The sequence below is a fragment of the Enterococcus sp. CR-Ec1 genome (assembly GCF_002850555.1).
In the GTDB taxonomy this organism is placed as follows: Bacteria; Bacillota; Bacilli; order Lactobacillales; family Enterococcaceae; genus Enterococcus_D; species Enterococcus_D entomosocium.
Window position 1 is genome coordinate 3717032 of record NZ_CP025223.1, and the last position, 25182, is coordinate 3742213.

18 protein-coding genes are annotated in these 25182 nt (G+C 44.8%); 5 read left to right on the forward strand and 13 right to left on the reverse strand.

What is annotated here, in order from left to right:
* Positions 1 to 18: 18 nt before the first annotated feature.
* The 7 genes from CXM95_RS17855 to rpoB all read right to left on the reverse strand — a co-directional run bounded on the left by CXM95_RS17855 (position 19) and on the right by rpoB (position 11914).
* A complete protein-coding gene (locus CXM95_RS17855) occupies positions 19 to 873 on the reverse strand; it encodes a class II fructose-bisphosphate aldolase (RefSeq protein ID WP_101699559.1) in 855 nt (284 codons plus the stop codon).
* Positions 874 to 890: 17 nt separating this feature from the next.
* Positions 891 to 1970, reverse strand: coding sequence for a PTS fructose transporter subunit IIC (locus tag CXM95_RS17860; protein ID WP_101699560.1), 1080 nt, complete (start codon positions 1968 to 1970; stop codon positions 891 to 893).
* Between the two features lie 46 nt (positions 1971 to 2016).
* Positions 2017 to 2331: a PTS fructose transporter subunit IIB gene (locus CXM95_RS17865; RefSeq protein WP_005230357.1), complete on the reverse strand. Its 315-nt coding sequence runs from the start codon at positions 2329 to 2331 to the stop codon at positions 2017 to 2019.
* Between the two features lie 16 nt (positions 2332 to 2347).
* Positions 2348 to 2845 carry a PTS sugar transporter subunit IIA gene (locus CXM95_RS17870; RefSeq protein WP_061053488.1) on the reverse strand — a complete coding sequence of 166 codons (498 nt, stop codon included), beginning with the start codon at positions 2843 to 2845 and terminating at the stop codon, positions 2348 to 2350.
* Between the two features lie 2 nt (positions 2846 to 2847).
* Positions 2848 to 4314: a BglG family transcription antiterminator gene (locus CXM95_RS17875; protein ID WP_086298896.1), complete on the reverse strand. Its 1467-nt coding sequence runs from the start codon at positions 4312 to 4314 to the stop codon at positions 2848 to 2850.
* A 244-nt stretch (positions 4315 to 4558) separates the two neighbouring features.
* On the reverse strand, positions 4559 to 8209 hold the full coding sequence (rpoC, locus tag CXM95_RS17880) for a DNA-directed RNA polymerase subunit beta' (RefSeq protein ID WP_034871965.1): 3651 nt from the start codon (positions 8207 to 8209) through the stop codon (positions 4559 to 4561).
* Positions 8210 to 8296: 87 nt separating this feature from the next.
* Positions 8297 to 11914: a DNA-directed RNA polymerase subunit beta gene (rpoB, locus tag CXM95_RS17885; RefSeq protein ID WP_008381746.1), complete on the reverse strand. Its 3618-nt coding sequence runs from the start codon at positions 11912 to 11914 to the stop codon at positions 8297 to 8299.
* 433 nt (positions 11915 to 12347) lie between these two features.
* Between rpoB and CXM95_RS17895 the strand changes: the two genes are divergently transcribed.
* Positions 12348 to 13310 carry a biotin--[acetyl-CoA-carboxylase] ligase gene (locus tag CXM95_RS17895; protein WP_086298897.1) on the forward strand — a complete coding sequence of 321 codons (963 nt, stop codon included), beginning with the start codon at positions 12348 to 12350 and terminating at the stop codon, positions 13308 to 13310.
* Positions 13311 to 13639: 329 nt separating this feature from the next.
* Here CXM95_RS17895 and menA read toward each other — a convergent pair whose 3' ends face one another.
* From menA to pplA, 3 genes are all read right to left on the reverse strand, one after another.
* On the reverse strand, positions 13640 to 14593 hold the full coding sequence (gene menA, locus CXM95_RS17900; protein WP_008381742.1) for a 1,4-dihydroxy-2-naphthoate polyprenyltransferase: 954 nt from the start codon (positions 14591 to 14593) through the stop codon (positions 13640 to 13642).
* Positions 14594 to 14605: 12 nt separating this feature from the next.
* Positions 14606 to 15682 (reverse strand): FAD:protein FMN transferase, encoded by a 1077-nt coding sequence (locus CXM95_RS17905; protein ID WP_005232994.1) that lies wholly within the window; start codon positions 15680 to 15682, stop codon positions 14606 to 14608.
* 258 nt (positions 15683 to 15940) lie between these two features.
* The gene (pplA, locus tag CXM95_RS17910) at positions 15941 to 16879 is read right to left on the reverse strand and encodes an extracellular electron transfer flavoprotein PplA (protein ID WP_101699561.1); all 939 of its coding nucleotides are present in this window, start codon (positions 16877 to 16879) and stop codon (positions 15941 to 15943) included.
* A 270-nt stretch (positions 16880 to 17149) separates the two neighbouring features.
* Here pplA and CXM95_RS17915 point away from each other — a divergent pair, with 270 nt between their 5' ends.
* From CXM95_RS17915 to CXM95_RS17930, 4 genes are all read left to right on the forward strand, one after another.
* On the forward strand, positions 17150 to 19108 hold the full coding sequence (locus CXM95_RS17915; RefSeq protein WP_101699562.1) for an NAD(P)/FAD-dependent oxidoreductase: 1959 nt from the start codon (positions 17150 to 17152) through the stop codon (positions 19106 to 19108).
* Positions 19109 to 19314: 206 nt separating this feature from the next.
* Positions 19315 to 19722, forward strand: coding sequence for a NusG domain II-containing protein (locus CXM95_RS17920; RefSeq protein ID WP_101699563.1), 408 nt, complete (start codon positions 19315 to 19317; stop codon positions 19720 to 19722).
* 10 nt (positions 19723 to 19732) lie between these two features.
* Positions 19733 to 20293, forward strand: coding sequence for a Gx transporter family protein (locus tag CXM95_RS17925; protein ID WP_005232987.1), 561 nt, complete (start codon positions 19733 to 19735; stop codon positions 20291 to 20293).
* Between the two features lie 11 nt (positions 20294 to 20304).
* A complete protein-coding gene (locus tag CXM95_RS17930) occupies positions 20305 to 21291 on the forward strand; it encodes a polyprenyl synthetase family protein (protein WP_081119194.1) in 987 nt (328 codons plus the stop codon).
* A gap of 163 nt (positions 21292 to 21454) precedes the next feature.
* Here CXM95_RS17930 and gor read toward each other — a convergent pair whose 3' ends face one another.
* The 3 genes from gor to CXM95_RS17945 form a co-directional block, all read right to left on the reverse strand.
* Complete coding sequence (gor, locus tag CXM95_RS17935; RefSeq protein WP_005230323.1) at positions 21455 to 22801, reverse strand: glutathione-disulfide reductase; 1347 nt, start codon at positions 22799 to 22801, stop codon at positions 21455 to 21457.
* 93 nt (positions 22802 to 22894) lie between these two features.
* Positions 22895 to 24136 carry a peptidase U32 family protein gene (locus CXM95_RS17940; RefSeq protein ID WP_008381725.1) on the reverse strand — a complete coding sequence of 414 codons (1242 nt, stop codon included), beginning with the start codon at positions 24134 to 24136 and terminating at the stop codon, positions 22895 to 22897.
* Positions 24137 to 24149: 13 nt separating this feature from the next.
* On the reverse strand, positions 24150 to 25070 hold the full coding sequence (locus tag CXM95_RS17945; RefSeq protein ID WP_086298904.1) for a peptidase U32 family protein: 921 nt from the start codon (positions 25068 to 25070) through the stop codon (positions 24150 to 24152).
* Between the last annotated feature and the right edge of the window lie 112 nt (positions 25071 to 25182).

Here is a 25182-nt window from a genome sequence, read left to right on the forward strand (position 1 = left end):
AGTGTGCTCCATTCTTTTTTAAAGTGATTTGTTTTTTGATCCAGATAATTCGATATACTCTTTGACGACTGTTTTTCCTGCTTCGATGGTTTGGTGGATCAGGGTCGGATAATCGCTTTCCGGACAAGCATTCAGCTGTTGGTGCAGGGCATTTCTCTGGGCTTTCATAAAATCAGCCCCTACATTGATTTTATTGATCCCTAATGCCACGGAACGCAAGATATTTTCTCTGCCGGCTCCCGAGCCACCATGCAAAACCAGCGGCAGGTCAGTGGCTTCTTTGATTGTTTGAACGATGTCAAAGCGAAATGCCGGGCGATACCCTGCTGGATAATCCCCATGACTGGAGCCGTAAGAAAGGGCGAGGCAGTCGACCCCGGTTGCTCGAATAAAATGGATGGCTTCCTCTGGATCGGTATACATCCCATCGCTGGTAAACTGATCCCCAGCCACTGCTCCCATGTCCCCAACTTCTGCTTCGACACTGGCATTATAGGCTTGTGCGAACTGTACGATCTCTTTGGTGATGGCGATGTTTTTTTCTAAAGGATGCATAGAGGCATCCATCATGACGCTTGAGAACCCTTCATGGAGACATTGTTTGACGAAAGCGATATCCTGTCCGTGATCCAGATTGATGGCAACCTCCACATTGGCATTTTCCGCCATTCGAATGATCGGCTGGGTTAAGTAACGATGATCTAGATGGGTCTTTAAATGGTCTTGCAGCAAATCCACGATGATGGGTGCATGTGATTCTGCAGCGGCATCGATCACTGCTTTAGCGGTTTCCAGGTTGAAACAATTGATCGCCATAACGGCATAGTTTTCTCGATTGGCTTTTTGCAGCATCTCTTTCATTGATACATACATTTTCTTCGCTCCTTTTTTTAGGAAATTTCAATCGACGAAAAGTCAATGTCTTCTTCCTCTTCCATGATCGGCGTTTCCACGGGCGCCTTTTTCAATGCAAACAGCAAAACACCGGTGATGGCAGAACCAATCAAGAGTGCGATGGTAAATTTCAATGGATCCGTCATGGCAGGAATGATGAAGACCCCACCAGATGGCACCGGTGAACCGACGCCCCAAACCATGCTTAGACCACCGCCGACGGCTGCTCCGACCGTACAAGAAAAAATGACGCGAAACGGGTCGACGGCAGCGATCGGGATCACTCCTTCTGTAATCATACAAAGGCCCATTGGAAAAGCGATCTTGATGTTGTCTTCTTCTTCCGTAGAATATTTGGGCCGGCGTAAGAGACGAGAGAGGACCCAAGAGATCGTAACACCAAAGGGCGGCACCATTGAGGCTAAAATTTTCACGGCTTCGGGTTCTTGAATGCCTTCCAGTAATAGCCCATCAGCAAATAGCGAGGCGACTTTGTTGACGGGTCCGCCAAAATCAAAGGCAGCCATGCCACCGACAATCGCGCCAAATAAGAAATTCCCCGAGCCTTGTAGATTCGTTAAGAAGGTAGTCAACGCCTCCGTAGCCCACACGATCGGTACACCGATGATGAAGAACATCAAAGCACCGACGATCAGTGTCGACAAGACCGGTACGATCATCATTGGCATCAGACCTTGTGCCCAACGTGGGACTTTAAGGTTTTTTACTAAGAATAAGACCAGATAACCTGCGAGATAGCCTCCTAACATTCCCCCTAAAAAGCCTGCGCCAATCGCATTGGCAATCAGTCCCATAAAAAGACCCGGAGCGATTCCTGGACGATCAGCAATGGAATAGGCGATCGCGGCAGCGATCACTGGCGCCAGCAGCCCCATCCCTAAAACGCCCAGCGAGACCAGTGCATCCGGGATCGTATAGGCAGCATCGTAATTTTCAATGACTGTGCCGTTGGTAAGATTGCCGATCGCAATCAAAAGCCCGGCTGTGACAACGACCGGCAGCATATACGAGATGGCGGTTAAGGCGTGTTTTTTCAACTGCAGCTGTTTCATCATTTGTTTCATCCCCCTTTAAATTTGAATTGTCAGAACATTTATTGATTCATCCCTGATTTAATTTTTCTTCAATTGTTTCAAGCAAACGCTTAGGCGCTTTGATCACCATACTAGTTGGAATTTCTACTATTCGCTTGCCTTCAAAGCGGTCTCTGCCGCCGATTTTGATATCTGCCGCAATAATGACAACATCGGCTGCTTGAATAGCGGCTTCCGTCAATTCACTTTCCGTCCCGATGGTTCCTTGGGTTTCGATATGGACTTCATGACCAAGTTCTTTCGCAGCTGTTTCGATTTTCTGCTTAGCAATATACGTATGAGCGATTCCTGAAGTACAAGCAGCTACACCAACGATTTTCATCTTTTCTCCCCCTTTCTTAGTTTTCTGCCATTGGATCTTTAGCAAGCAAGGTCATCATTTGATCCTTTGTCCCTGACGCAACGAGACGATCAATAAACGATTCATCCGCTAGTAGCATCGCTACCTTTTGCAGCAGCTTGATATGCATCGTATTGGCATCGGTATTTTTGACTGCAAACAAGATAATTACTTGAACGGGCGCTTCATCGATGGACTCCCATTCAAGCGGACGCTTGGTTTTTCCGATCACTAAAGAGGTTTTTTTCACACTGTCCGACTTTCCGTGAGGAATTGCCAATCCATGCCCGATACCGGTCATTCCTTCCGTTTCTCGGGCAAAGACATCTTGGGTGAACCCTGCTAAATCGGTAATTATCTGGTTTTCATATAAAAGTTCAGACAGTTCAGTGATCGCTTCTTCTTTTGAATTCGCTTCCATTTCCATCTTGATAAGATTGGGATTGATTACATCTGCGATGCTGAACGCTTGGATCGTTTGGCTTTCGTTTTTCATCTTTACATCTCTCCTAATAGTTGTTTGACTCGCTTTTCATCCTGTTTGGTAAATACCGAATTGACTAAAATCGTCGGCACCTTCGTTTCTACTGGCAAATTAATGGTGGTTAAGATCAGATCGATATCCTGATAGTCTTGCGCATGCTTTCGGTACATACGAGCGGAAAGCACATCCACGATATCCAACTCTGGAAATGCCCGTTGGACTTTGACTTTCAGCAGTTCAGAAGTCCCTACGCCGCTGCTGCACATAATTAAGACTCGCTGTCTGCGCCGACGAATGACTTTAAATTTCACAAAATACAGAACCAAGAAACCAATCTCGTCTTCCGATATGGGATTCGTTCCATAGGTTTGCTCCACTTCCTTGCTGACTTGTGCCACTTGCTCAAAAATCCTTGGGTACTCTAGTTGAATGTCATTCAGCAGCCCATTTTTCACGATAATTTTATTCTTTAGCCGATAGAGCATCGGCTGGATATGGCAAAGTAGATTGGTCTTGTCTGTTTGCTGGTTCAATTTGATACCCAGTGCTTTTTCCATCCGCTTAGTAAAAAACTCCGTGATTTCGCTGGCTTCTTTTGTCAGATTGGTCATTGCCAAGGGTTTGTTTTCCACTCTGGAAGACACTAGATACTGGTAGAGATAAAATACCTCACTTTCTGGTAGCTCCGTCACGAGATAGGCATTGATTTTTTCAATCACTTGTTTGGCAATTTGATAAAACTCTTGGTGCTGTTCAATCAAATGCTGTTCTTCCTCATCTAAACCCTCAATTATCTCTTCGCGGTCAATTTCTCCTTCCCTCATTCGTAAAATCAGAATATACAGATGCGAGAAAATATTCATATTGTAAGGATACGCAATACTGTTCGCGAGTTTTCGCTCAATGAATTCAAGAATGGAGGTAATAAAGTTGATATCAAAGGCATTGATGGGATATTTTTGCGCGACCATTTCTTCATTCCACACATGGGTTTTCGTAAAGAGATCATTGACACAGCGACGGATATTTTTTTCGGTACCAATCACTGCAATTCTCTTATCGGATCGGATCAATTGGAGTTCAAAGTACTGAAAATATTCCGAAAGACGATTGATATCACTACTTATCACTGCTTCACTCAAATAGTAAGGGGCGAACAGCTCTTTGATCATTAATCGCTTTGGTGATTTAAACAATACATGCAGTGCAATCGCATGACGCCGCTCAAGCGGCTCATCATGTTGATCCGTTTCTTGATTTTCAATCGTGCCTTTGAGATACGCTTCATAATCCAAACAAAATCCTTTGCCGATTTCAGACCGAATGATTTCTGAACCAGCAGCCTCATTGATCCGCTTGATCGTCCGATAAATGGTTTTTGTTGAAACCTTAGCAGCTGTGGCTAGTTCATTAGCGGTCAAATTCATCCCTTGTGTCATAAACTGCTCAATCAAACGTGTTTCTCTCTTGCTCAGCTTCATACTGTCTCCCTCCGTATCTTTACTATAGCCTTCTTTGGCTCGAGTATTTCTTAATCGATGTCCACTGATTTGGACATTTTAAAAATAACGCTTTCATTAATCGTCCCAAATGCCCCTTTTCTAGGAGGAAAGAAGGGCGCATTCATTTTCATGATATTTCCTTTTGCTAAACAAAAAAAGCTTGCCATTCCGAAGAATGACAAGCTTTTCCGTCACACTGAGTCAATCAGGTGCTGGGCATTGATTAGTTCTGGCTGTTCAATGCGTCTTCAGCAGCCATTTGTGCTTCGATGTCTGAGATGCTGTAGACATTTTCGCTGGCAACTGTTACTTCTTTTGGTTCCATTTCACGGTAACGAGGCATACCAGTACCGGCTGGGATGATCTTACCGATGATAACATTTTCTTTCAATCCAAGAAGTGGATCTTTCTTGCCGCGAATCGCTGCATCGGTCAACACACGAGTGGTTTCTTGGAAGGACGCAGCAGACAAGAAGCTGTTGGTTTCCAAAGATGCTTTCGTGATCCCTAGTAGGACTGGACGGCTAGTTGCAGGAACGCCGCCGGCTACCAATGTGTCGTAGTTGCGGTCTTTAAAGTCGGCGATATCCAACAATGTTCCTGGCAAGATGCCTGAATCACCTGGATCCATGACGCGGACTTTACGCAGCATTTGACGAACCATTACTTCGATATGTTTGTCGCCGATTTCTACCCCTTGCATCCGGTAAACGCGTTGAACTTCCCGTAATAGGTAGTTTTCAACAGACAAGACATCGCGAACTTGTAACAGTTGTTTTGGATCGATCGAACCTTCCGTCAATGGCGCACCACGATGGATAAAGTCGCCTTCTGCTACTTTCATCCGGGCAGTATAAGGAACGGTATACGTACGCGTATCGGTTTCCCCTTTGATGGTCACTTCTTTGGTCCGAGTTGAAGGGTCTTCTGAGATATCGATGACTTCTCCGGTAACTTCGGTAATGACCGCTTGTCCTTTCGGATTACGGGCTTCAAAGATTTCTTGGACACGAGGGAGACCTTGCGTGATATCGTCTCCGGCAACCCCGCCGGTATGGAAGGTACGCATGGTCAACTGAGTACCAGGTTCACCGATTGATTGGGCAGCGATGGTACCGACTGCTTCCCCAACTTCAACTTCAGAACCAGTGGCTAAGTTGCGACCATAACAATGTTTACATACACCATGTTTGGTGTTACATGTAAAGACAGAGCGAATGGATACTGTTTCGATACCAGCGTCCACGATGGCTTTAGCTAAATCTTCAGTGATCAATTCATTGACCCCTAGAAGGACTTCGCCAGTTTCAGGATGGATCACTGATTTACGTGTGTAACGTCCAATCAAACGTTCTTCTAAGGATTCGATGATTTCGTTTCCTTCGCGAATTGCTTGAATGTCTAAACCACGGTCAGTACCACAATCGTCTTCACGGATGATGACATCTTGGGCAACGTCAACGAGACGACGTGTCAAGTAACCGGAATCGGCTGTTTTCAAGGCGGTATCGGTCATCCCTTTACGGGCACCATGGGTCGAGATAAACATTTCTAAGACAGACAGACCTTCACGGAAGTTTGAGATGATCGGCAACTCCATGATTCGTCCGTTAGGCGCGGCCATCAATCCACGCATCCCAGCAAGCTGAGTAAAGTTGGAGATGTTACCACGGGCACCGGAATCAGACATCATGAAGATTGGGTTTTTCGCTTCCAATGATTCCATCAGTTTTAACTGAATTTCATCTTTGGCTGCATTCCAAACACCAATAACTCGTTCATAACGCTCGTCATCGGTAATCAATCCACGACGGAATTGTTTCGTGATCGTTTCTACTTGTTTGTGGGCATTGTCGATGATTTCATGTTTTTCGTGCAAGTTCATGATATCAGCGATACCAACGGTGATACCCGCCATTGTTGAGTGGCTGTATCCTAAGTCTTTCATACGGTCAAGCATGCGTGACGTTTCAGTGATGCGGAAACGTTTGAAGACTTCTGAAATGATGTTTCCTAAGTTTTTCTTCTTGAATGGGCCAACAAGCTCTTGTTCTTTGATGAAGGCAGGCACATCTGTACCAGCTTCAATAAAGTACTTGTCTGGTGTTTGAACCGTCAAGTTGTAGTCTGTCGGTTCGTTCAAGAATGGGAATTCTGGTGGCATGATCGAGTTAAAGATCACTTTACCCACCGTTGTTACCATCAAGCGTTGTTTTTGTTCAGACGTGAATGGTTTGTCCCCTAAAGTGTTTGGATTGATGGCGATCCGTGTGTGTAAATGCACGTAGCCATTGCGCCATGCCGTAACTGCTTCGTCCATGTCACGGAAGATCATGCCTTCCCCTTCACGGCCTTCTTCTTCCATCGTCAAGTAGTAGTTCCCTAGGACCATATCCTGAGATGGTGTTACAACTGGTTTTCCGTCTTTTGGATTCAAAATGTTTTGGGCTGCTAACATCAGCATACGTGCTTCTGCTTGCGCTTCTTCGTTCAATGGTACGTGAACGGCCATTTGGTCTCCATCGAAATCGGCATTGTAGGCTTCACAAACAAGTGGGTGCAAACGAATGGCACGGCCTTCAACTAAGACTGGTTCAAATGCTTGGATACCTAATCTGTGAAGCGTAGGTGCCCGGTTCAATAGCACTGGATGTTCTCTGATAACATCTTCTAAGACATCCCAAACTTCGTCTTCTTGACGTTCGATTTTGCGTTTGGCATTTTTGATGTTTGACGCGATTTCACGAGAAACAAGTTCCCGCATCACGAATGGTTTGAACAATTCGATCGCCATTTCTTTTGGCAGACCACATTGGTACATTTTAAGGAATGGACCAACGACGATAACTGAACGACCTGAGTAGTCGACCCGTTTTCCTAGCAAGTTTTGACGGAAACGACCTTGTTTCCCTTTCAACATGTGAGAAAGAGATTTCAATGGGCGGTTCCCTGGCCCTGCAACTGGACGGCCGCGACGACCGTTATCGATCAAGGCATCGACTGCTTCTTGCAGCATCCGTTTTTCATTTTGAACGATGATGTTTGGTGCATTCAAATCTAACAAGCGTTTCAAACGGTTGTTACGGTTGATTACACGACGATACAAGTCGTTCAAGTCACTTGTGGCAAAACGTCCACCTTCTAATTGCACCATTGGACGCAAATCAGGCGGGATAACTGGGATAACGTCCATGACCATCCAGCTTGGTTTGTTTCCTGAAGCACGGAATGCTTCTAAGATGTCCAAACGGCGGATCGCACGGGTCCGTTTTTGACCAGTCGCGTTTTTCAATTCTTCTTTCAATTCAGCAACTTCGCCTTCAAGATCAACGCCATCTAATAATTGTTTGATGGCTTCGGCACCCATTGCTGCTGAAAATTCTTGACCGTATTGGTCACGTTTTTCACGGTATTCCCGTTCAGTCAATAGTTGTTTTTTCTCAAGGCTGGTGTTTCCTGGTTCAATCACTACGTATGAAGCAAAGTAGATGATTTCTTCCAATGCACGTGGGCTCATGTCTAAGACAAGACCCATCCGTGAAGGAATGCCTTTGAAGTACCAAATGTGTGATACTGGTGCTGCTAGTTCAATGTGTCCCATGCGTTCACGACGCACTTTTGAACGTGTTACTTCCACGCCGCAACGGTCACAAACGATGCCTTTATAGCGGATCCGTTTGTATTTGCCGCAAGCACATTCCCAGTCTTTGGTTGGACCGAAAATACGCTCGTCAAACAACCCTTCGCGTTCAGGTTTTAACGTACGGTAGTTAATGGTTTCTGGTTTTTTTACTTCACCATAAGACCAGCTTCTGATTTTTTCAGGAGAAGCCAAACCGATTTGCATACTTTCGAATTTATTTACATCGATCAAAAAAGGTTCCCTCCATTTCATTTCATGGACATATCCGATAGAACGGGGGCTATTTCCGCTAGTGGCGGAAATAGCGAGGGCCGTCTATTATTGCAAGCGATCTTCTGCTGTCTCGATTTGTTGGTTCAACGCGTCGGCGGCATTTTTAGCTTCTGTTTGTGCTTTTTGTTCTAATTCACGGGCTGTTTGTTGCTCCGCAAATTTTGTTAAGGCATCAACGGTGATTAAATCATCATCGTCATCATCCATATCACGCAGTTCGATCTCTGCATCATCGATATCTAGGACGCGCATGTCTAGACCCAGTGATTGCAATTCTTTTACTAATACGCGGAATGATTCTGGTACACCTGGTTTTGGAATTGGTTCCCCTTTGACGATCGCTTCGTATGTTTTCACACGACCAACCACGTCATCTGATTTGTAGGTCAAGATTTCTTGCAAGGTGTAAGCAGCACCGTATGCTTCCAGTGCCCAAACTTCCATCTCTCCGAAACGTTGTCCACCAAATTGGGCTTTTCCTCCCAATGGTTGTTGCGTAACCAATGAGTAAGGTCCAATGGAACGGGCATGCAATTTATCATCGACCATGTGGGCCAATTTGATCATGTACATGACACCAACGGAGATGCGGCCATCAAATGGTTCGCCGGTACGTCCGTCGTAAAGCACTGTTTTGGCATCGCTGGCCATTCCTGCTTCAGCAACCGTTGCCCAAACATCTTCATCGCTGGCACCATCAAAGACTGGTGTTGCCACGTGAATGCCTAATTGACGCGCAGCCATTCCTAAGTGTAACTCTAATACTTGTCCAATGTTCATCCGAGAAGGTACCCCTAATGGGTTCAGCATGATATCGACTGGTGTGCCATCTGGTAAGAAAGGCATGTCTTCTTCTGGCATAATGCGAGAAACGACCCCTTTGTTTCCGTGACGTCCGGCCATTTTATCCCCTTCATGGATTTTCCGTTTTTGAACGATATAAACGCGAACCAGCATGTTCACACCTGGTGACAATTCATCGCCAGCTTCGCGGGTAAAGATTTTGACATCGTGGACGATTCCGCCGCCGCCGTGAGGCACGCGTAGAGATGTGTCACGCACTTCGCGGGCTTTTTCACCAAAGATTGCGTGCAACAAACGCTCTTCTGCTGAAAGTTCCGTTACCCCTTTTGGAGTGACTTTCCCAACAAGCAGATCGCCATCTTTGACTTCCGCACCAATGCGGATAATGCCCATTTCGTCTAGGTCTTTCAACGCGTCTTCCCCAACGTTCGGGATTTCGCGAGTGATTTCTTCAGGTCCTAATTTTGTGTCGCGGGCTTCTGATTCATATTCTTCAATATGGACAGAAGTGTAAACATCATCTTTTACCAAACGACGGCTCATGATGATGGCATCTTCATAGTTGTACCCTTCCCAAGTCATGAATGCGACTAAGACGTTTTGTCCTAATGCCATTTCACCTTGTTCCATAGATGGGCCATCTGCTAAGATGTCGCCTTTTTCCACTTTTTCACCAAGTGCCACTAATGGACGTTGGTTGTAGCTGGTTCCTGAGTTTGAACGACGGAATTTGGTAACAGAATAAACGTCTAATGCGCCATTGTCACGACGAACGCGCACTTCGGCTGCATCCACGTATTCTACGATCCCATCATGTTTACATAACAAAGCAGCTCCTGAGTCATGTGCTGATTTGTATTCCATACCAGTACCAACCCAAGGTGCTTTCGGATTGATCAATGGTACAGCTTGCCGCTGCATGTTGGCACCCATCAAGGCACGGTTGGAGTCATCGTTTTCCAAGAAAGGAATACATGCGGTTGCGACTGCGACTACTTGTTTTGGTGATACGTCCATGTAGTCGACTTTATCGATCGATACTTCCAAGTTTTCAGAAGTAGCACGCGCCATAACAACGTCGTTTACGAAAGAGCCGTCTTCATTTAACAAGCTGTTTGCTTGGGCCACAACGTAGTGGTCTTCGGTATCGGCAGTCAAGTAATCGATTTTGTCTGTAACACGGCCTGTTTCGCGGTCAACTCGACGGTATGGTGTTTCAATGAAGCCATACTTGTTGACTTTGGCATAAGAGGCCAAGCTGTTGATCAACCCGATGTTTGGTCCCTCAGGCGTTTCGATCGGACACATACGGCCATAGTGGGAATAGTGAACGTCTCGGACTTCATAGCCGGCACGGTCACGGGTCAAACCACCAGGTCCTAAGGCAGATAGACGACGTTTATGGGTCAACTCACCCAGTGGGTTTGTTTGGTCCATGAACTGTGACAACTGAGAAGAACCAAAGAATTCTTTGATACTTGCGACAACTGGACGAATATTGATCAATTGTTGCGGTGTCAAGGTTTCGGTGTCTTGGATCGACATCCGTTCACGAACGACACGTTCCATCCGAGCAAGCCCGATCCGGAATTGGTTTTGCAATAATTCACCAACAGAACGAATCCGACGGTTTCCTAAGTGGTCGATGTCATCGACATTGCCGATGCCTTCCATCAAGTTGAAGAAGTAGCTCATTGAAGCAATGATGTCTGCTGGACGAACGGTACGTGTCGCAGTATCTGGATAGCCATTACCGATCACGTTGACTTCTTGTTCTGGATCTTTTGGTGAAAAGACTTTGATGACTTGGACCGTCATTGGTTCGGTAACGACCCCATCTTCTGATGGATAGTACGTTACACTGTTTAGGCCATTATCGATAAATGCGCCTAGTGTTTCCATGACTTGGTGAGTCAAAACAGTGCCTTTTTCAACAATGATCTCGCCTGTTTCAGGGTCAACCAAGGTTTCTGCTAAGGTCAAGTTCAATAGACGTGTTTTCAAGTCTAATTTTTTGTTTACTTTGTAGCGACCAACATTTGCTAAGTCGTAACGTTTTGGATCGAAGAAGCGTGCGTTCAGCAAGCTGCGTGAGCTGTCTGCTGTTTTTGGCTCGCCTGGACGAAGACGTTCGTAAACATCTTTCAATCCTTCTTCGGTACGAGAATCGCTTGCGTTTTTATGCAAGTCTTTTTCGATCGTGTTACGTAATGATTCACTGTCGCCGAAAATTTCAAAGATCGTGTCATCAGAACCAAACCCTAGGGCACGGACTAAGACCGTCAAAGGAATTTTACGGGTACGGTCAATCCGTACGTATGAGATATCTTTGGCATCAGTTTCCATTTCTAACCACGCACCGCGGTTAGGGATAACAGTTGAACCAAAGCCTTCTTTTCCGTTTTTATCGACTTTGCCATGGAAATATACACCCGGAGAGCGGACCAACTGAGAAACGATAACCCGTTCTGCCCCGTTGATGATAAAGGTTCCTTGTTCAGTCATTAATGGGAAATCACCAAAGAATACTTCTTGGGATTTGATTTCCCCGGTTTCACGGTTCGTCAAACGCAAAGTAACATGTAATGGTGCCGAATAGTTTGCATCATGGGCACGTGCTTCTTCTACTGTATACTTTGGTTCTTTCAATTCATAATCCACAAATTCTAGGGACAAGTTACCGTTGAATCCTTCGATTGGCAAAATATCTTCAAACATTTCTCTTAGGCCCTCATCTAGGAACCATTGGTAAGAGTCGGTTTGAATTTCAATCAAATTCGGTAATTCTAATACTTCACTGATCCGTGCGAAACTTCTACGTTCGCGATGCTTTCCGTATTTTACTACGTGTCCAGCCAAGCTCTTCACCTCTTCATAAAGTCTTTCAAAAAGGCTATCCGATTATTTACAAAACTGTAACAAATATTAAATATAGGTTACAGAAAGCATTTTTTGCGGCTTTTAGGCAAAAAAAAACCAAAAATAGAACGGATGCATTGGGCATTTTCTACTTTTGTTTCCTTATTCCTAAGCCGAAACGGACAATATTTCGTTTCTGCTTTTTTCGTTCAGATAGTTTTTGCAACTCCTTATTATACAGATGAAGCACTTCTCTGTCAAGCTTTCATTGGAAGTTCCAATGCTTTTCTGGCGCACCCATTTCCTAAGATTTTCTAAAGAAAAAAACAAGGCTGGTGTGGACGGTTTTTCGTAAGAAACTACTTTGCTTTTTGCCGATTTCTTGCTATGCTAACGAAAACGTTACACGTGAAACATTAGGAAGGATATCCTTATGACGACAAAAGAAAAAATACTGACCTTATTACAAAAAGAAGATACTGTGCTATCTGGAGAGAAACTAGCCCAAGCTTTGTCGATCTCTCGTACCGCAGTCTGGAAAGCCATTAAAGAACTCGAGAAAGAAGGCTATCATTTCGAACACTTGGCCAACGGCTATCGCTTTGTCTCGGATGATCGATACGATCAAGCAGCACTTGCAGCCGCCTTGCCGATGATTCCCACGATTCAAATCAAGGAAGCTGTTGAATCCACCATGAAAGAAGCCAAGATTGCCGCTTTGGATAGTGGACTGGCAACCCCCGCCCTTTTTTTGACCGAAACGCAAACAGGCGGTCATGGCCGCTTCGAACGACCGTTTTTCTCACCGAAAAAACAAGGGATCTATATGAGCTTGCTTTTAAAACCAAACCAAGCGTTTCAAGAATTGCCGCAATATACCGTTCTGGCGGCGGTAGCAGTTGCCGAAGCCATCGATGCCCTTCTAATGAAGGAAACGGCCATTAAGTGGGTCAACGATCTGTACTTAGATGGGAAAAAAATCTGCGGTATTTTGTCTGAAGCAACCAGTGACTTTGAGACAGGCCGTATTACTTCGGTTGTGATCGGTATCGGCATCAGTTTTTCAATTCCGCAACAGCAGTTTCCAGCAGAGATTCGGGAAAAAGCGACCTCACTCTTTCCTGGTGAAGAGTATCCAACCTTTTCTCGAGCCGCGTTGATCCAAGAAATTTGGCGTCGGTTCTTCCAATTATTGGCACAACTGCCTGACATGGATTATATGGCCCGCTATCGGCAAAAATCCTTCGTTTTGGGCCGCACCGTTCAATTTACACAACAAGGTGTGACCTATGAAGGGATCGCCAAAGACATTACCAACACCGGTGAATTAGTGGTGGACACAGCGACGGAGCGCAAGGTGCTTTCTTCTGGAGAAATCAGTTTGGAACGGTATTGATGCTGCGAAAAAACCGCAAACCAGCTTGCTGATTCGCTGCTTTCGTAGGCAATCAGTTAAAGCAATCGCAAGCACAAATGCTCCATAAGCTGACCTGCTTATTCCGAGGGTTTAAGCAAAAAGCAACCTAGGTATCACCCCTTTCTATCGGGATTAGCCACCATCACCAACTTTATTGCTGCGATCAGGATTGCAGAGAAGCAGGCCTAATCTTTTCATAATAAGCATTACGATCGTTATTTTATCAAATGACTTCTGAAGTTTTTTACGTTATTTTGGTTCTCAAAAAAAGATCGACCTGCTCTTTCAAGAGCGGGTCGATCTTTTTTTTAAAGCAATTGCCACAACAGACAGAAAAGCAAGCCTAAGGCATAGCTGCTGTTGAATAAAATCATGTTCTTAATCGAATAGCCGAAACTACGTGGGTGGGGCAGGCTGGCTTGATGCTCTTTCAAATTTTGGTGGATTTTCGGCAGTGTCAGAAACACGAGCAAAATCGGCCATTGGAAGAGACCAAACAAGAGGCCCAATAAAATAGCGGCGTAGGAAGCTAGCATCATTCCTTGAAACAGACGGATACCTGCTTCGCGACCGATGTAGTACACCAGTGTGTAGCGGTGATTTTCGATATCGGCTTCCAGATCCCGTAAGTTATTGGCTAACATGATGTCAGCAATCGTGAAAATCAATGGCAAGGATGCCAACACAATCGCACAAACGGCCCAGAGGTTCCCCACTAAGCCAAAGGTCCCGTTCGCAAAATCCAGTGCCAGATAAAACACTTTTTGATCAATAGTATTGATATAGATCGTGATGGCAAAAATCCCTAATCCCATCGTTACGCCGCTGAATACCTCGCCTAAAGGCATCCGCGATAACGGAATGGGACCAAAGGTATAAAAGACCCCGATGAAACAAACCACCAGCCCCATCACTAGCAGCAACCAGCCAGTGACAAACGACAAGTAAAGACCAATTAACAAGGTTCCTGCCAGCATCGCAAAAATCAGATTGCGAACAGTAGCTTCTGAGATGTTTTCTCGCCCGATCACATTGTGCTGGTATTTGTAGGTTTCTGATTTGGCTTTTTTGAAATCCATATAATTGTTGATGGAAGTCGTCGTCAAATCAAACAGCAACATCCCCAGAAAAAAGATTGCGGTATTCAAAGGATGAAATTCATGAAAATACACCAACGAGAACAACACACCCATAATGAAGGGGAAGACACTGGCCACTTTGGTACGGATCTCCACTACTTCTAAAAACACTGAAAGAGACATCTTTCACTCCTCCTATTCTAAATCCGCACGATCACCCATCGTGTAGCCTGATTCCTCTGAAAGTTCAAAGGTATCTTTGATACCGTCGGTTACATACACTTTATCTTCTTTTGTGATAAAGATCGCATCGGTCCCCTTTTCGGTATGCTGTTCGATATAAGCCAAGCCTTCTTTGACCCCTTTATCAAACGCCACCGTAGTCAACCCGTCACCATCGATGGATTTGTCGGTGATCACAGTTACACTTGCTACATCGCTATCGTAAGGATAGCCAGTCTCAGAATCAAAAATATGGTGATACGTTTTGCCGTCTACTTCTAAGTAGCGTTCGTAGATCCCTGAAGTAACTACTGTTTTATTGGTTTCTTTGATACTACCGATAATCGAGCCGCGAGATTTGTTCGGGTCTTGGATTCCGACATTCCATGGCTCATCTGTGCCGCGGTTACTATGACCTAACACATAGACATTCCCGCCCAAATCGACGATCGCGGAAGTCACGCCATTGTCCTTCAATACTTTGACGACTTCGTCCGTGATATAGCCTTTAGCGATCGCCCCAAGGTCAAGGATCATGTCCTTGTCTTTTAAATAAACGGTTTGATCTTCATCGTTAAACTCGACTTGTTCATAATTGATATGTTTCAATGCTTCATCGATCTCAGATTGCTCTGGCTTGCGGGCATCATCAAAGCCGATTCGCCATAATTGGGTGATGGCACCGATGGCCATATTAAAGCCGCCTTCTGATCTCACACTGTAATCGTAAGCTTCTTTTAGCAAATAATAAATATCATCCGAAACCTTCACTGGTTTGATGCCAGCTTGCGCATTGATTTCATCGATCTCTGATCCTGCTTGGTTGATGGTGATTTTATCGCCTAATTCTCTGATGCGGTCAAAGGCTGGCTTCATAGCGTCCTCTTTGCCTTCATCATAAATGCGGATTCGAGTATAAGTGCCTAATAAAAATTCTTCTTGAAAATATGGTTCTTCCCGCAGCGTCGTTGCTTCCTGATTACTGCCACAAGCTGCCAACATTGTGCCTAAAAAAACAAACATCAGAAAAAACGTTACTTTCTTTTTCATGATTTTCCTCTTTTCTATTGTCTTCAACCTTCATATAATAGCCTTTTTTTGGCAGAATGAAAAGGGGCATTCCGTGATTTCTCAAGGTATTTTAGGAATCCTTAATCGATGCTTTCCATCATTAAAGAACCCATTTCTTTTTAAAAAAAGTACTCACCAGATTGCTTTTTTTTGCACGAACTTTTCCCCTCTCATGGCTGCCCACAAAAAAACAGCATTCAAAACGAATGCTGTCCTCTTCATTCAAAAAAGTTGTGATTATTCAGTAACGAAGTTATCGACTTCAATGGTTGTTTGGTCACCTTTTTCAGCTGCATTCAACAATTGTTGTGCATAGATAACAAAGCTGTGGAAGCTGTGGGTTGCACCAGAAACGACGTCCATGTCTGCCACAGAACCATCTTCGGCATTGACTGCAGAAACAAAGGCTTCATTGAAGTTTGGAATGAATTCTTCTGGACCAGTACCAGATTTTGCTTCCATGTTTTCGTTGTATGATGCATCATCTTTTTTCGACTCGCCGGCTTCGTTCAGGTAGTCGTAGTTTGATTCAGCGATTTTGCCGTCAGCCACAGTCATTGAGAAGACCACGCGGTAACCGTTTGAGTAGTTCTTTTCTTCTAATGTATAGGTTCCGTCTTGCAAGTCTGCACCATTGTCGATTTCAATGGTTTCCGTGTTGCCTGCTTGCGCCGCTTGGATCAATTGTTGTGCATAGTTTTGGAAGGAATCAAAGGAATGAGTCGCGCCAGAAACTACTTCGATTGAAGAAGGGCTTTGTGCGGCAACTAATTCTTCATTGAATTTAGGAATAAATTCTTCTGGGCTGATGCCTGCTTTTTCTTTCATCGTTTCATTGTATTCAGTGTTTTCTGTTTTTGATTCGCCATCAGCATTCACGTTGTCATATTTTGATTCAACGATTTTGCCGTCTTTGACTGTGATCTCAAATGTGACACGGTAGTCGTTTTTATAGTTCTTTTCTTCTAAACGATACGTCCCATCTTGCATTGGCTCGCCCGCAACAACGGTTGCTTCCGTGCTTTCTGTTGATGCTGAATCGCTTGCAGAAGTTTGTGATGTACTTTCACTAGTTGACGAAGAAGCTGTGTTATTGTCATCTGCTCCGCAACCCCCTAACAACATTGCTGAGAATGAAAATACCGCCATACCTACAATCAATTTCTTTGCTTTCATAATTATCCACCTTTTACTTGTTTATTTTCCCCACAAAAAAGTTTGTGATACATATAACATTGTAAAGTAAATTTACGATATGTCAACCGCTTCCTTTCCGCTTTTTTACGGAAAAAGGACTTATTTTTTGATTTTCGCAAGTTTTCACGAATTTCAGGAAATATGCGTTTTTTTCATCAGAATCGTTAGACAAATGAACCATTTGTCTATATAATAGGAACGATTGTGTAATTATTATCATAGATTATTTTTATTAAGGAGAGATTTGCAATGGCAAAGAAAAACATTGTCGTTGTCGGTGCCGGTTATGCAGGCGTTTCTGCTACGAAGTACATGGCAAAGAAATTGAAAAAAGACAATGATGTTGAGATAACATTGATCGACCGTCACTCTTATCATACGATGATGACTGAACTGCATGAAGTCGCTGGAGGACGTGTAGAACCTACCGCAATTCAATATGACTTGCAGCGCTTGTTCTCACGCAAGAAAAATGTTCGTTTAGTAACCGATACAGTAACTGGGATCGATAAAGAAAATAAAACCGTCCAAACAAAATTAGGTAGCTATTCATTTGACTACTTGATTTTAGGGATGGGTGGCGAACCGAATGACTTCGGTACACCTGGTGTTAAAGAAAATGGCTTTACTTTATGGTCATTTGACGATGCTGTCCGTATTCGCGAACACATTGAAAAAACTGTCGCAAAAGCAGCGATCGAACCAGATGCAGCATTACGCAAAGCAATGTTGACCTTTGTCGTTTGTGGTTCTGGGTTTACTGGGATCGAAATGATCGGTGAACTGATCGATTGGAAAGATCGTTTAGCTTCCGATTATAAATTGGACCCAAGTGAAATCAGCTTGAAAGTTGTTGAAGCAATGCCAACGATCTTGAACATGCTTGATCGTAACGATGCAGCCAAAGCAGAACGCTACTTGAAGAAAAACAATGTTGATCTTGTCTTGAATGCACCAATCGTTGAAGTGGCACCTGATCACATCAAACTAAAAGATGGTTCAACGATCCCAACCCACACATTGATCTGGACTGCCGGTGTCAAAGGAACTAGCGATGCTGCTGATTTCGGTTTAGAAACCGCTCGTGGATTCCGTCTAGTTGCCAATGAGTTCATGGAAGCAAAAGGCTACGAAGACAAAAACATCTATATTATTGGTGACTTGGTTTACTTCGAAGAATTCCCGAATACACCAACACCACAAATCGTGCAAGCAGCTGAACAAACAGGTCACACTGCAGCAACGAACATCGTTTCAGTCATCAAAGGCGGCGAAAAACATAAATTCAAAGGAAACTACCAAGGATTTATGGTTTCGATCGGTGCCAAATGGGGCGTGGCGAACTTATTCAATAAGATTCACCTGAGCGGTTTCTTAGCGATCATTATGAAACACATCGTTAACTTGAAATACTTCTTTGATATTCGTTCTGGTTACTACATGTTCCAATACTTGATGCATGAAATCTTCCACATCAAAGATGACCGGACAGTAGCCCGTGGTCACACGTCTCGTTACGGTAACGTCTTGTGGAGTGTTCCGCTTCGTATTTTCTATGGTCTTGTCTGGTTCGTGGAAGCCTTCAAGAAAATTTTAGGTACGAACGGGGAAGTCTTCAAACCTGGTACTTGGTTCGGTGAAGGTACTTGGTTCGGTGAAGGTTCTTGGTTCCAAGGCAACAGCGTATTCCCTTGGACTTGGGAATATCAAACAGTCGCTGATGCAGCAAGTGGTGCTAGTGAAGCAGCCGATGCAGCAAGTGCCGCTAGTGGCGCCGGCGAAGCAGCCGATGCAGCGACACAAGCCGCACACTTTGGTTTGAGCTATGCTTACGGTGAACAACCAATGATCGTGATCGAAAAATCACCTGACTGGTTCACAAAAGTTATGCAATTTATCATGCCAAACAACGACGTTGCAATGTTCTTCCAAAAATTCATGGTCTTCTTTGAAATTGCTTTAGCTCTTGCATTGATGGCTGGTCTCTTCACTTGGTTAGTGAACGCAACGACCATCGTTTTAGTGTTGACTTTCTGTATGTCTGGTATGTTCTACTGGGTAAACATCTGGTTCATTCCAGTTGCGTTTGCCTTGATGAACGGTTCAGGACGCGCAGTCGGTTTAGATCGTTGGGTAATCCCATGGTTGCAACGTACCCTTGGAAAATGGTGGTACGGTACCCCTCGCTCCTTATATGGCAATAAATAAGCCAGCAAAATAGAATACCTGTACGACTTCATGAGACTAAGACATTCTGATTTTCAATCAGTGTCTTGGTCTCTTTCCAAGTACAGAACTTTTTCTTGATCGTCCTTGCACAGAAATCGGTGGATTATTGAGGATTCAGCTAGTAGAATCTTGTCTTCTTATGCTAGAATGAGACACATCACATGAAAGAACAGGAGTCTTTTTTGATGAAACTAAAAGAATTTATCCGCGATGCCCATTTAAAACCATGGGATGGCGTCATCATACTTGTTTTGATCCTCAGCTCTTTTTTACCGATTTTTATTTTTGGCCAGACGCAAACAGCGGACAAAGAAGCCGTCTTGCGGGTCGATGGGACAGAAATCAAACGTTTTGACTTAGTTGAAGGTCAAAAAACGTACACCTATCTTTATGAAGATGAAGACGGGGATACCAATTTACTGGAGATCGAAGGCGATCGGATCCGAATCAAGGAAGCTGATTGCGGCGACCAGATTTGTGTGCGCCGTGGCTGGGCCAGTAAAAATGGGGAAACCATCGTCTGTCTACCTCATAAATTGGTGATCGAAATCCAATCCGCAGATGGGAGTGAGACCGACGATCTAATCTATTGATCGTTTGCTTATGAGTCGATTACAACGAATAATTTTCATCTCACTGCTGGTCGCCCAAGGGGTCGTGATTGGTTTAGTTGAAAATATGATCCCTTATCCATTTGCCTTTGCGCCTGGTGCGAAACTAGGTTTGGCAAATTTAATTACCATTATTGCTTTGTTCACCATGCCGAAAAAAGACAGTTTTCTCTTGATTTGGCTAAGACTGATTTTAACGACGTTACTAGGAGGAACGGTTTCGACCTTCTTATATAGTATGAGTGGTTCCTTACTGAGCTACTTTGGGATGTCTTTGGTGAAACAGTTGGGGCCTAAGCGTGTCAGTATCATCGGCATTAGTGCGGCAGGCGGTTTCTTGCACAACGTCGGACAGTTGATCACCGCCTCATGGATCGCTCAATCCTGGAGCGTGATGCTCTACTTGCCGGTCCTGTCTTTCTTTGGGATCTTGTCCGGGATCGCTATCGGGATCGCCGCCAACTACTTGCTGCGTCGTGTTGAAACACTGCGCCGTTTTCAAATTGATTATGAACGCCAGACCAAAGTCAAATGGCGCTCGGATTCAGAATAAAGGAGTTAATTATGAAACTTCATTCCATGTGGCAAGAGTATCCAGCACTGCAAGCAGACTTATCTGCCTCCTTGCAATTGATGGAAAAATCATTAAAACTAAAAAACAAAGAGGTCGAACAAGCGATCCTGTCCATGATCCATTCAGGTGGAAAACTGCTGCGTCCTGCTTATCAGCTGCTCTTTTCTGCTTATGGCAGCGACAAAGATCGCGAAAAAGCCGTCGCATTGGCGGCTTCGATCGAGATGCTCCACACTGCCTCGCTGATCCACGACGATATCGTCGATCATGCGGACACCCGCCGCAAGCTGCCGACCATTCGTTCCGAATTTGGCAACGATGTCGCTGTCTATGCTGGTGATTACCTTTTCGTCTGCTGCTTTAAATTAATGGCGGATTATGCCAGCTCCATGAAAAGCTTGCAGATGAATTCCCGCAGTATGGAAAAAATTCTGGCCGGCGAATTAGGGCAAATGAGCAAACGATACGATTTGTCCGTCACCGTCGAGGATTACTTAGAAAACATTCGCGGCAAAACCGCTGAATTGTTTGCCTTAAGCTGCTTTATCGGGGCTTACGAAAGCGGCACCTCCTTGCGCTTTGCCAATCAAGCCCGTGAGATCGGCGAAGCCATTGGCCTTGCCTTTCAAATCATGGATGACGTCTTGGATTACAGTCAAGATGCGACTGCCTTAGGAAAACCAGTATTGGAAGATGTTCGGCAAGGCGTCTATTCTTTGCCGCTGTTGATGGCATTGAAAAATGACCGCCAACAACTGTTGCCACTGCTGGAAAAACAAGCTGCCATGACTGAGGCGGATACCCATGAAGTCTATCGGATCGTCCAAGAAAGCGCCGGGATTGACGAAGCCAAGAAACTCGCTGCCGACTACACGAAAAAAGCTTTGCAAGCGATCCAGAAATTGCCTGAGACCAAAGATGAAACCAAAACATATCTTTATCAGATCACTGCTCAGATCCTTGGGCGTCAGAACTGATCAAGGATCTAGGATAAACCCAGCAGCTGGGATCATCCTGAAATAAGCCCCCAAGGTTCGATTTCTGATCTACTTTTGGGGACTTTTTAGTTGATAGCTAGAATTTTATACGCAAAAAAAGCCTCAACGGACAAATCATCTTTCCGTTGAGGCTTTTTTTCTTTTAACGCATCGTCACAAATTCTTCTGACCCCGTCGGATGAATGGCAACGGTTTGATCAAAGTCTGCTTTCGTAGCACCCATTTTGATGGCTACAGCGAAGCCTTGCAACATTTCATCGACACCGATCCCGATGCCGTGCAGACCGATGATTTTTTCTTCTTCTCCTAAGCACACCAATTTCATCTCACATTTTTGGCGATACTCATTTAAAGCAAAGTACATCGGTGTAAAGCGCGAACGGTACACCTTTATCTGCTCTTGGCCATATTTTGCCAAGGCTGCTTCTTCGGATAAACCAATCGTGGCAATCGGTGGATGCGTAAAGATGACCGTTGGCACTAAGTGATAATCCAAGTACGCATCGCTTTGACCGTTGAACAAGCGTTCAGACAAGCGACGACCGGCGGCGATCGCAACCGGGGTTAAATCTAATTTTCCAATGACATCGCCCACTGCAAAAATCGAGTCAGCTGTGGTATTTTGATATTTGTCCACAATGATAAACCCTTTTTCATCCAATTGGACATCGGTGTTTTCCAGACCTAACTTATCCGTATTCGGCACGCGACCACCAGCAAAAAGGACGCAATCGCCGGTCAAGGTTTCGCCATTTTCAAAGTGAACGAGATACTCGTCACCTTCTTTAATGATACGAGAGGCAACGTAGCCTGCATAAGTTTCGATTCCTGATTCTTGGTACATCTCCACGAGATTATCCGCAAGCATCTTGTCAAAGGTTCGTAATGGCCGCTCTTTGCGGTACGCCCAAGCCACTTGGCTGCCCAGCTGTTGGCTGACCCCGCTGATTTCGGCTGCGATGTAGCCTGCCCCTAAGACGACCATACGCTTTGGTGCTTCTCGCAACGCAAAAAAACCATTCGAGTCAATGGCGTACTCACCGCCGGGAATATTCATCGCGCTAGGTTTTCCACCGGTGGCAATCAAAATGTTTGCTGCATGGTAGTTTTCCCCATTGACGGTAACCGTGTGGTTATCCACAAACTGTGCATAACCGTGGATAACTTCTACATTATTGCTATCTAAGCCTTTTTGATAGGCTGTGTGTAAAAAATCAATGTATTTTTCACGGTTATCCACAAGCTCAGTAAAATTAAATTTATCCACATGTGGATAAATGCCGTAGCTAGTTGCGTCCCGCTTGATCATTTCTAACATCTCACTGGCTTGCCACATGACTTTTTTCGGCACACAGCCGACATTGACACAGGTGCCGCCTAATTCATTGCCTTCGATCAATAATACTTTGGCGCCGTGCATTCCTGCTCGATTGGCTGAGGCGATCCCGCCGCTGCCGCCGCCAATTACTATGTAGTCGTATGTTTCCATATTTGTTGTTTCCTCCTTAAGATTGTCTATGTTCTCATCGATCCTTTTTGGCTGGATTGATTCAACAAAAAAAGCCGAGAGAAACTCTCGACCTTATTTTTTCTTCCGAATCATGTCTCCGACTTCCACCGGTTCTTTGACCGGCATCGTCAGCAGCATCATAGGATTTGGTGCACGATCGATGGATTCACCGTCTTCATTATACATGACTTCGACGGTTTGGTGAAAGTGATGGAATCCGGGACCGTAAAATTCGATTTCATCGCCGACGGAAAAGTGGTTCCGTTGCCGGATCGTAGCTGTTTTCGTTGCCGGATCATATGCCATGACTTCCCCAATAAACTTGTATTGTGGAATTTTCCGACGTGGACCAAACAACTGCTCATTTTCACTCGGGGTATCATAGTAAAAGCCTGACGCAAGCTCGCGCTGCGCAACTTTCCACAGTTCATCGATCCATTCTTGTTTGCAGACATAGTTCTCTGGATCGGCCATGTAACTGTCCACGGCTGCTTTATAAACGTTCGCCACGGTTGAAACATAGTGGATCGATTTCATGCGGCCTTCGATTTTGAAACTATCCACGCCGTTTTCAATCAGATCAGGGATATGTTCAATCATCGACATATCCACGGCACTCATGGAGAATTCTTCTTCCACTGTCCCATTCTTGGTCAAACTGTTTCGTTCCGTTGCAAACGGCATGTCAAACAGATCATATTTCCAACGGCAAGATTGCGAACAGCCGCCGCGATTAGCGTCTCGCATCGACATATGATTGGACAAAGTACAACGGCCAGAATACGAAATACACATGGCGCCATGAATAAAGGCTTCGATCTCCACGCTGGTATTTTTGCGGATCTCAGCGACTTCCTCCATCGACACTTCCCGAGCGAGGACGACCCGTTCTAGGCCTTCTTCTCGCCAAAATTCCAACGTTTCATAGTTCGTGGCACTGGCTTGGGTGGACAAATGGATCGGTAGACCCGGCGCTTCTGTTGCGCAGATCTGGATCAAAGCTGGATCAGAAACAATCACGGCCGAAATACCGACATCTCGCAATTCCCGAAAGAACTCCCCTGCACCTTCTTGATTGCCCTCATGAGTCACCATGTTGGCTGCTACATAGACTTTTGCGTTGTGGGCTTTGGCAAAAGCTACCCCTTCCGCCATTTCTTCATAGGTAAAGTTTCCCGCGCGACTCCGTAGGCCATAGGCATTGCCGCCGATATAGACAGCGTCAGCGCCATAGTGGATCGCTGTTTTTAATTTTTCTAACGTACCAGCTGGTGCTAACACTTCTGGTCGTTTCAATGCTTGTTTAACGGTCATTTGTTCTTGCTCCTTACTTGATATCGTCAGGATCGATGGCATAAAATCCAGTGTCTAACCCACGTTCTGCCGGATGAAGTTGGGCAACTTGTTCACTGAGCACAGCAGCTTGCTCTGCTTGCCACTCCCCACTTTCTACAAGGGTCTTGGCTTGGGCAAACAGTTTAGCAATTGCCACAAAGGCTGCCCCTCGTGTATAGATTCCGTCCAACTTCCAGGTTTGAAAGCCTGTTTCGGCTAATTCCGCCAGCTGCAGCAGCAAATTAATGTCGTTATTGGCAAAAATGTGCGTACCGTGGCTATCTTCATAAATGGAATAGTGGGTTTCTTCTTTTTTCGGTTCGGATAAAAACAACCCACGATCGTGGTTCTTTTCTTCCGATTGTTGGGTATAGTTATAATAATTTTGTAAAAGCGGACGCTTCGATTGGTGAATGCAGGTCGCACCATAAACCAATACTTCCACAGGAATATTTAGTTGCGGGGCCATGATTTTCATTTCCTCGAAAGGAACTTCTCGCGCTAAAACGGCTGCCCTTGCCCCTTTTTGTCCCCAAAAATTGATTTGACGAGCGCTTGTTACTAAGGTTTCCCCTGCATAGATAAATGGCAAGGCACATTCTGGATTTTGCTTCATGCGGTAAATGATCCCAGGATCTCCGAGAGCGATTTGATCGGCTTGATTGGTCTTCAGAAATGCTAGGTATTCTGGAATCAGCTTCATTTTTTCTGGGTGCATGATGCCATTGACCGCGATCGTCACTTTCTTTCCAGCTTCGTGGGCCATGTCGATCAGTCTGATTTGCTCTTCACGAGAAAAAGAGGCCGGTAGGCGCAGCCCAAATGTCTCTTCTCCAAAAAACAATGTATCAACATAAGGGATCAGCTGCTGTGCTTGCTCGATCGATTCCACCGTGGCGATAATCTCAACCATAATACTCCTCCTTTTTTCAACTCATTCATAGTATCACACAGCAGGATTCTTTCCAAGAGGTCTAGTTACTCTTTTTTTCACGAATAGCGCTTTATTCATTAATCAACCATTG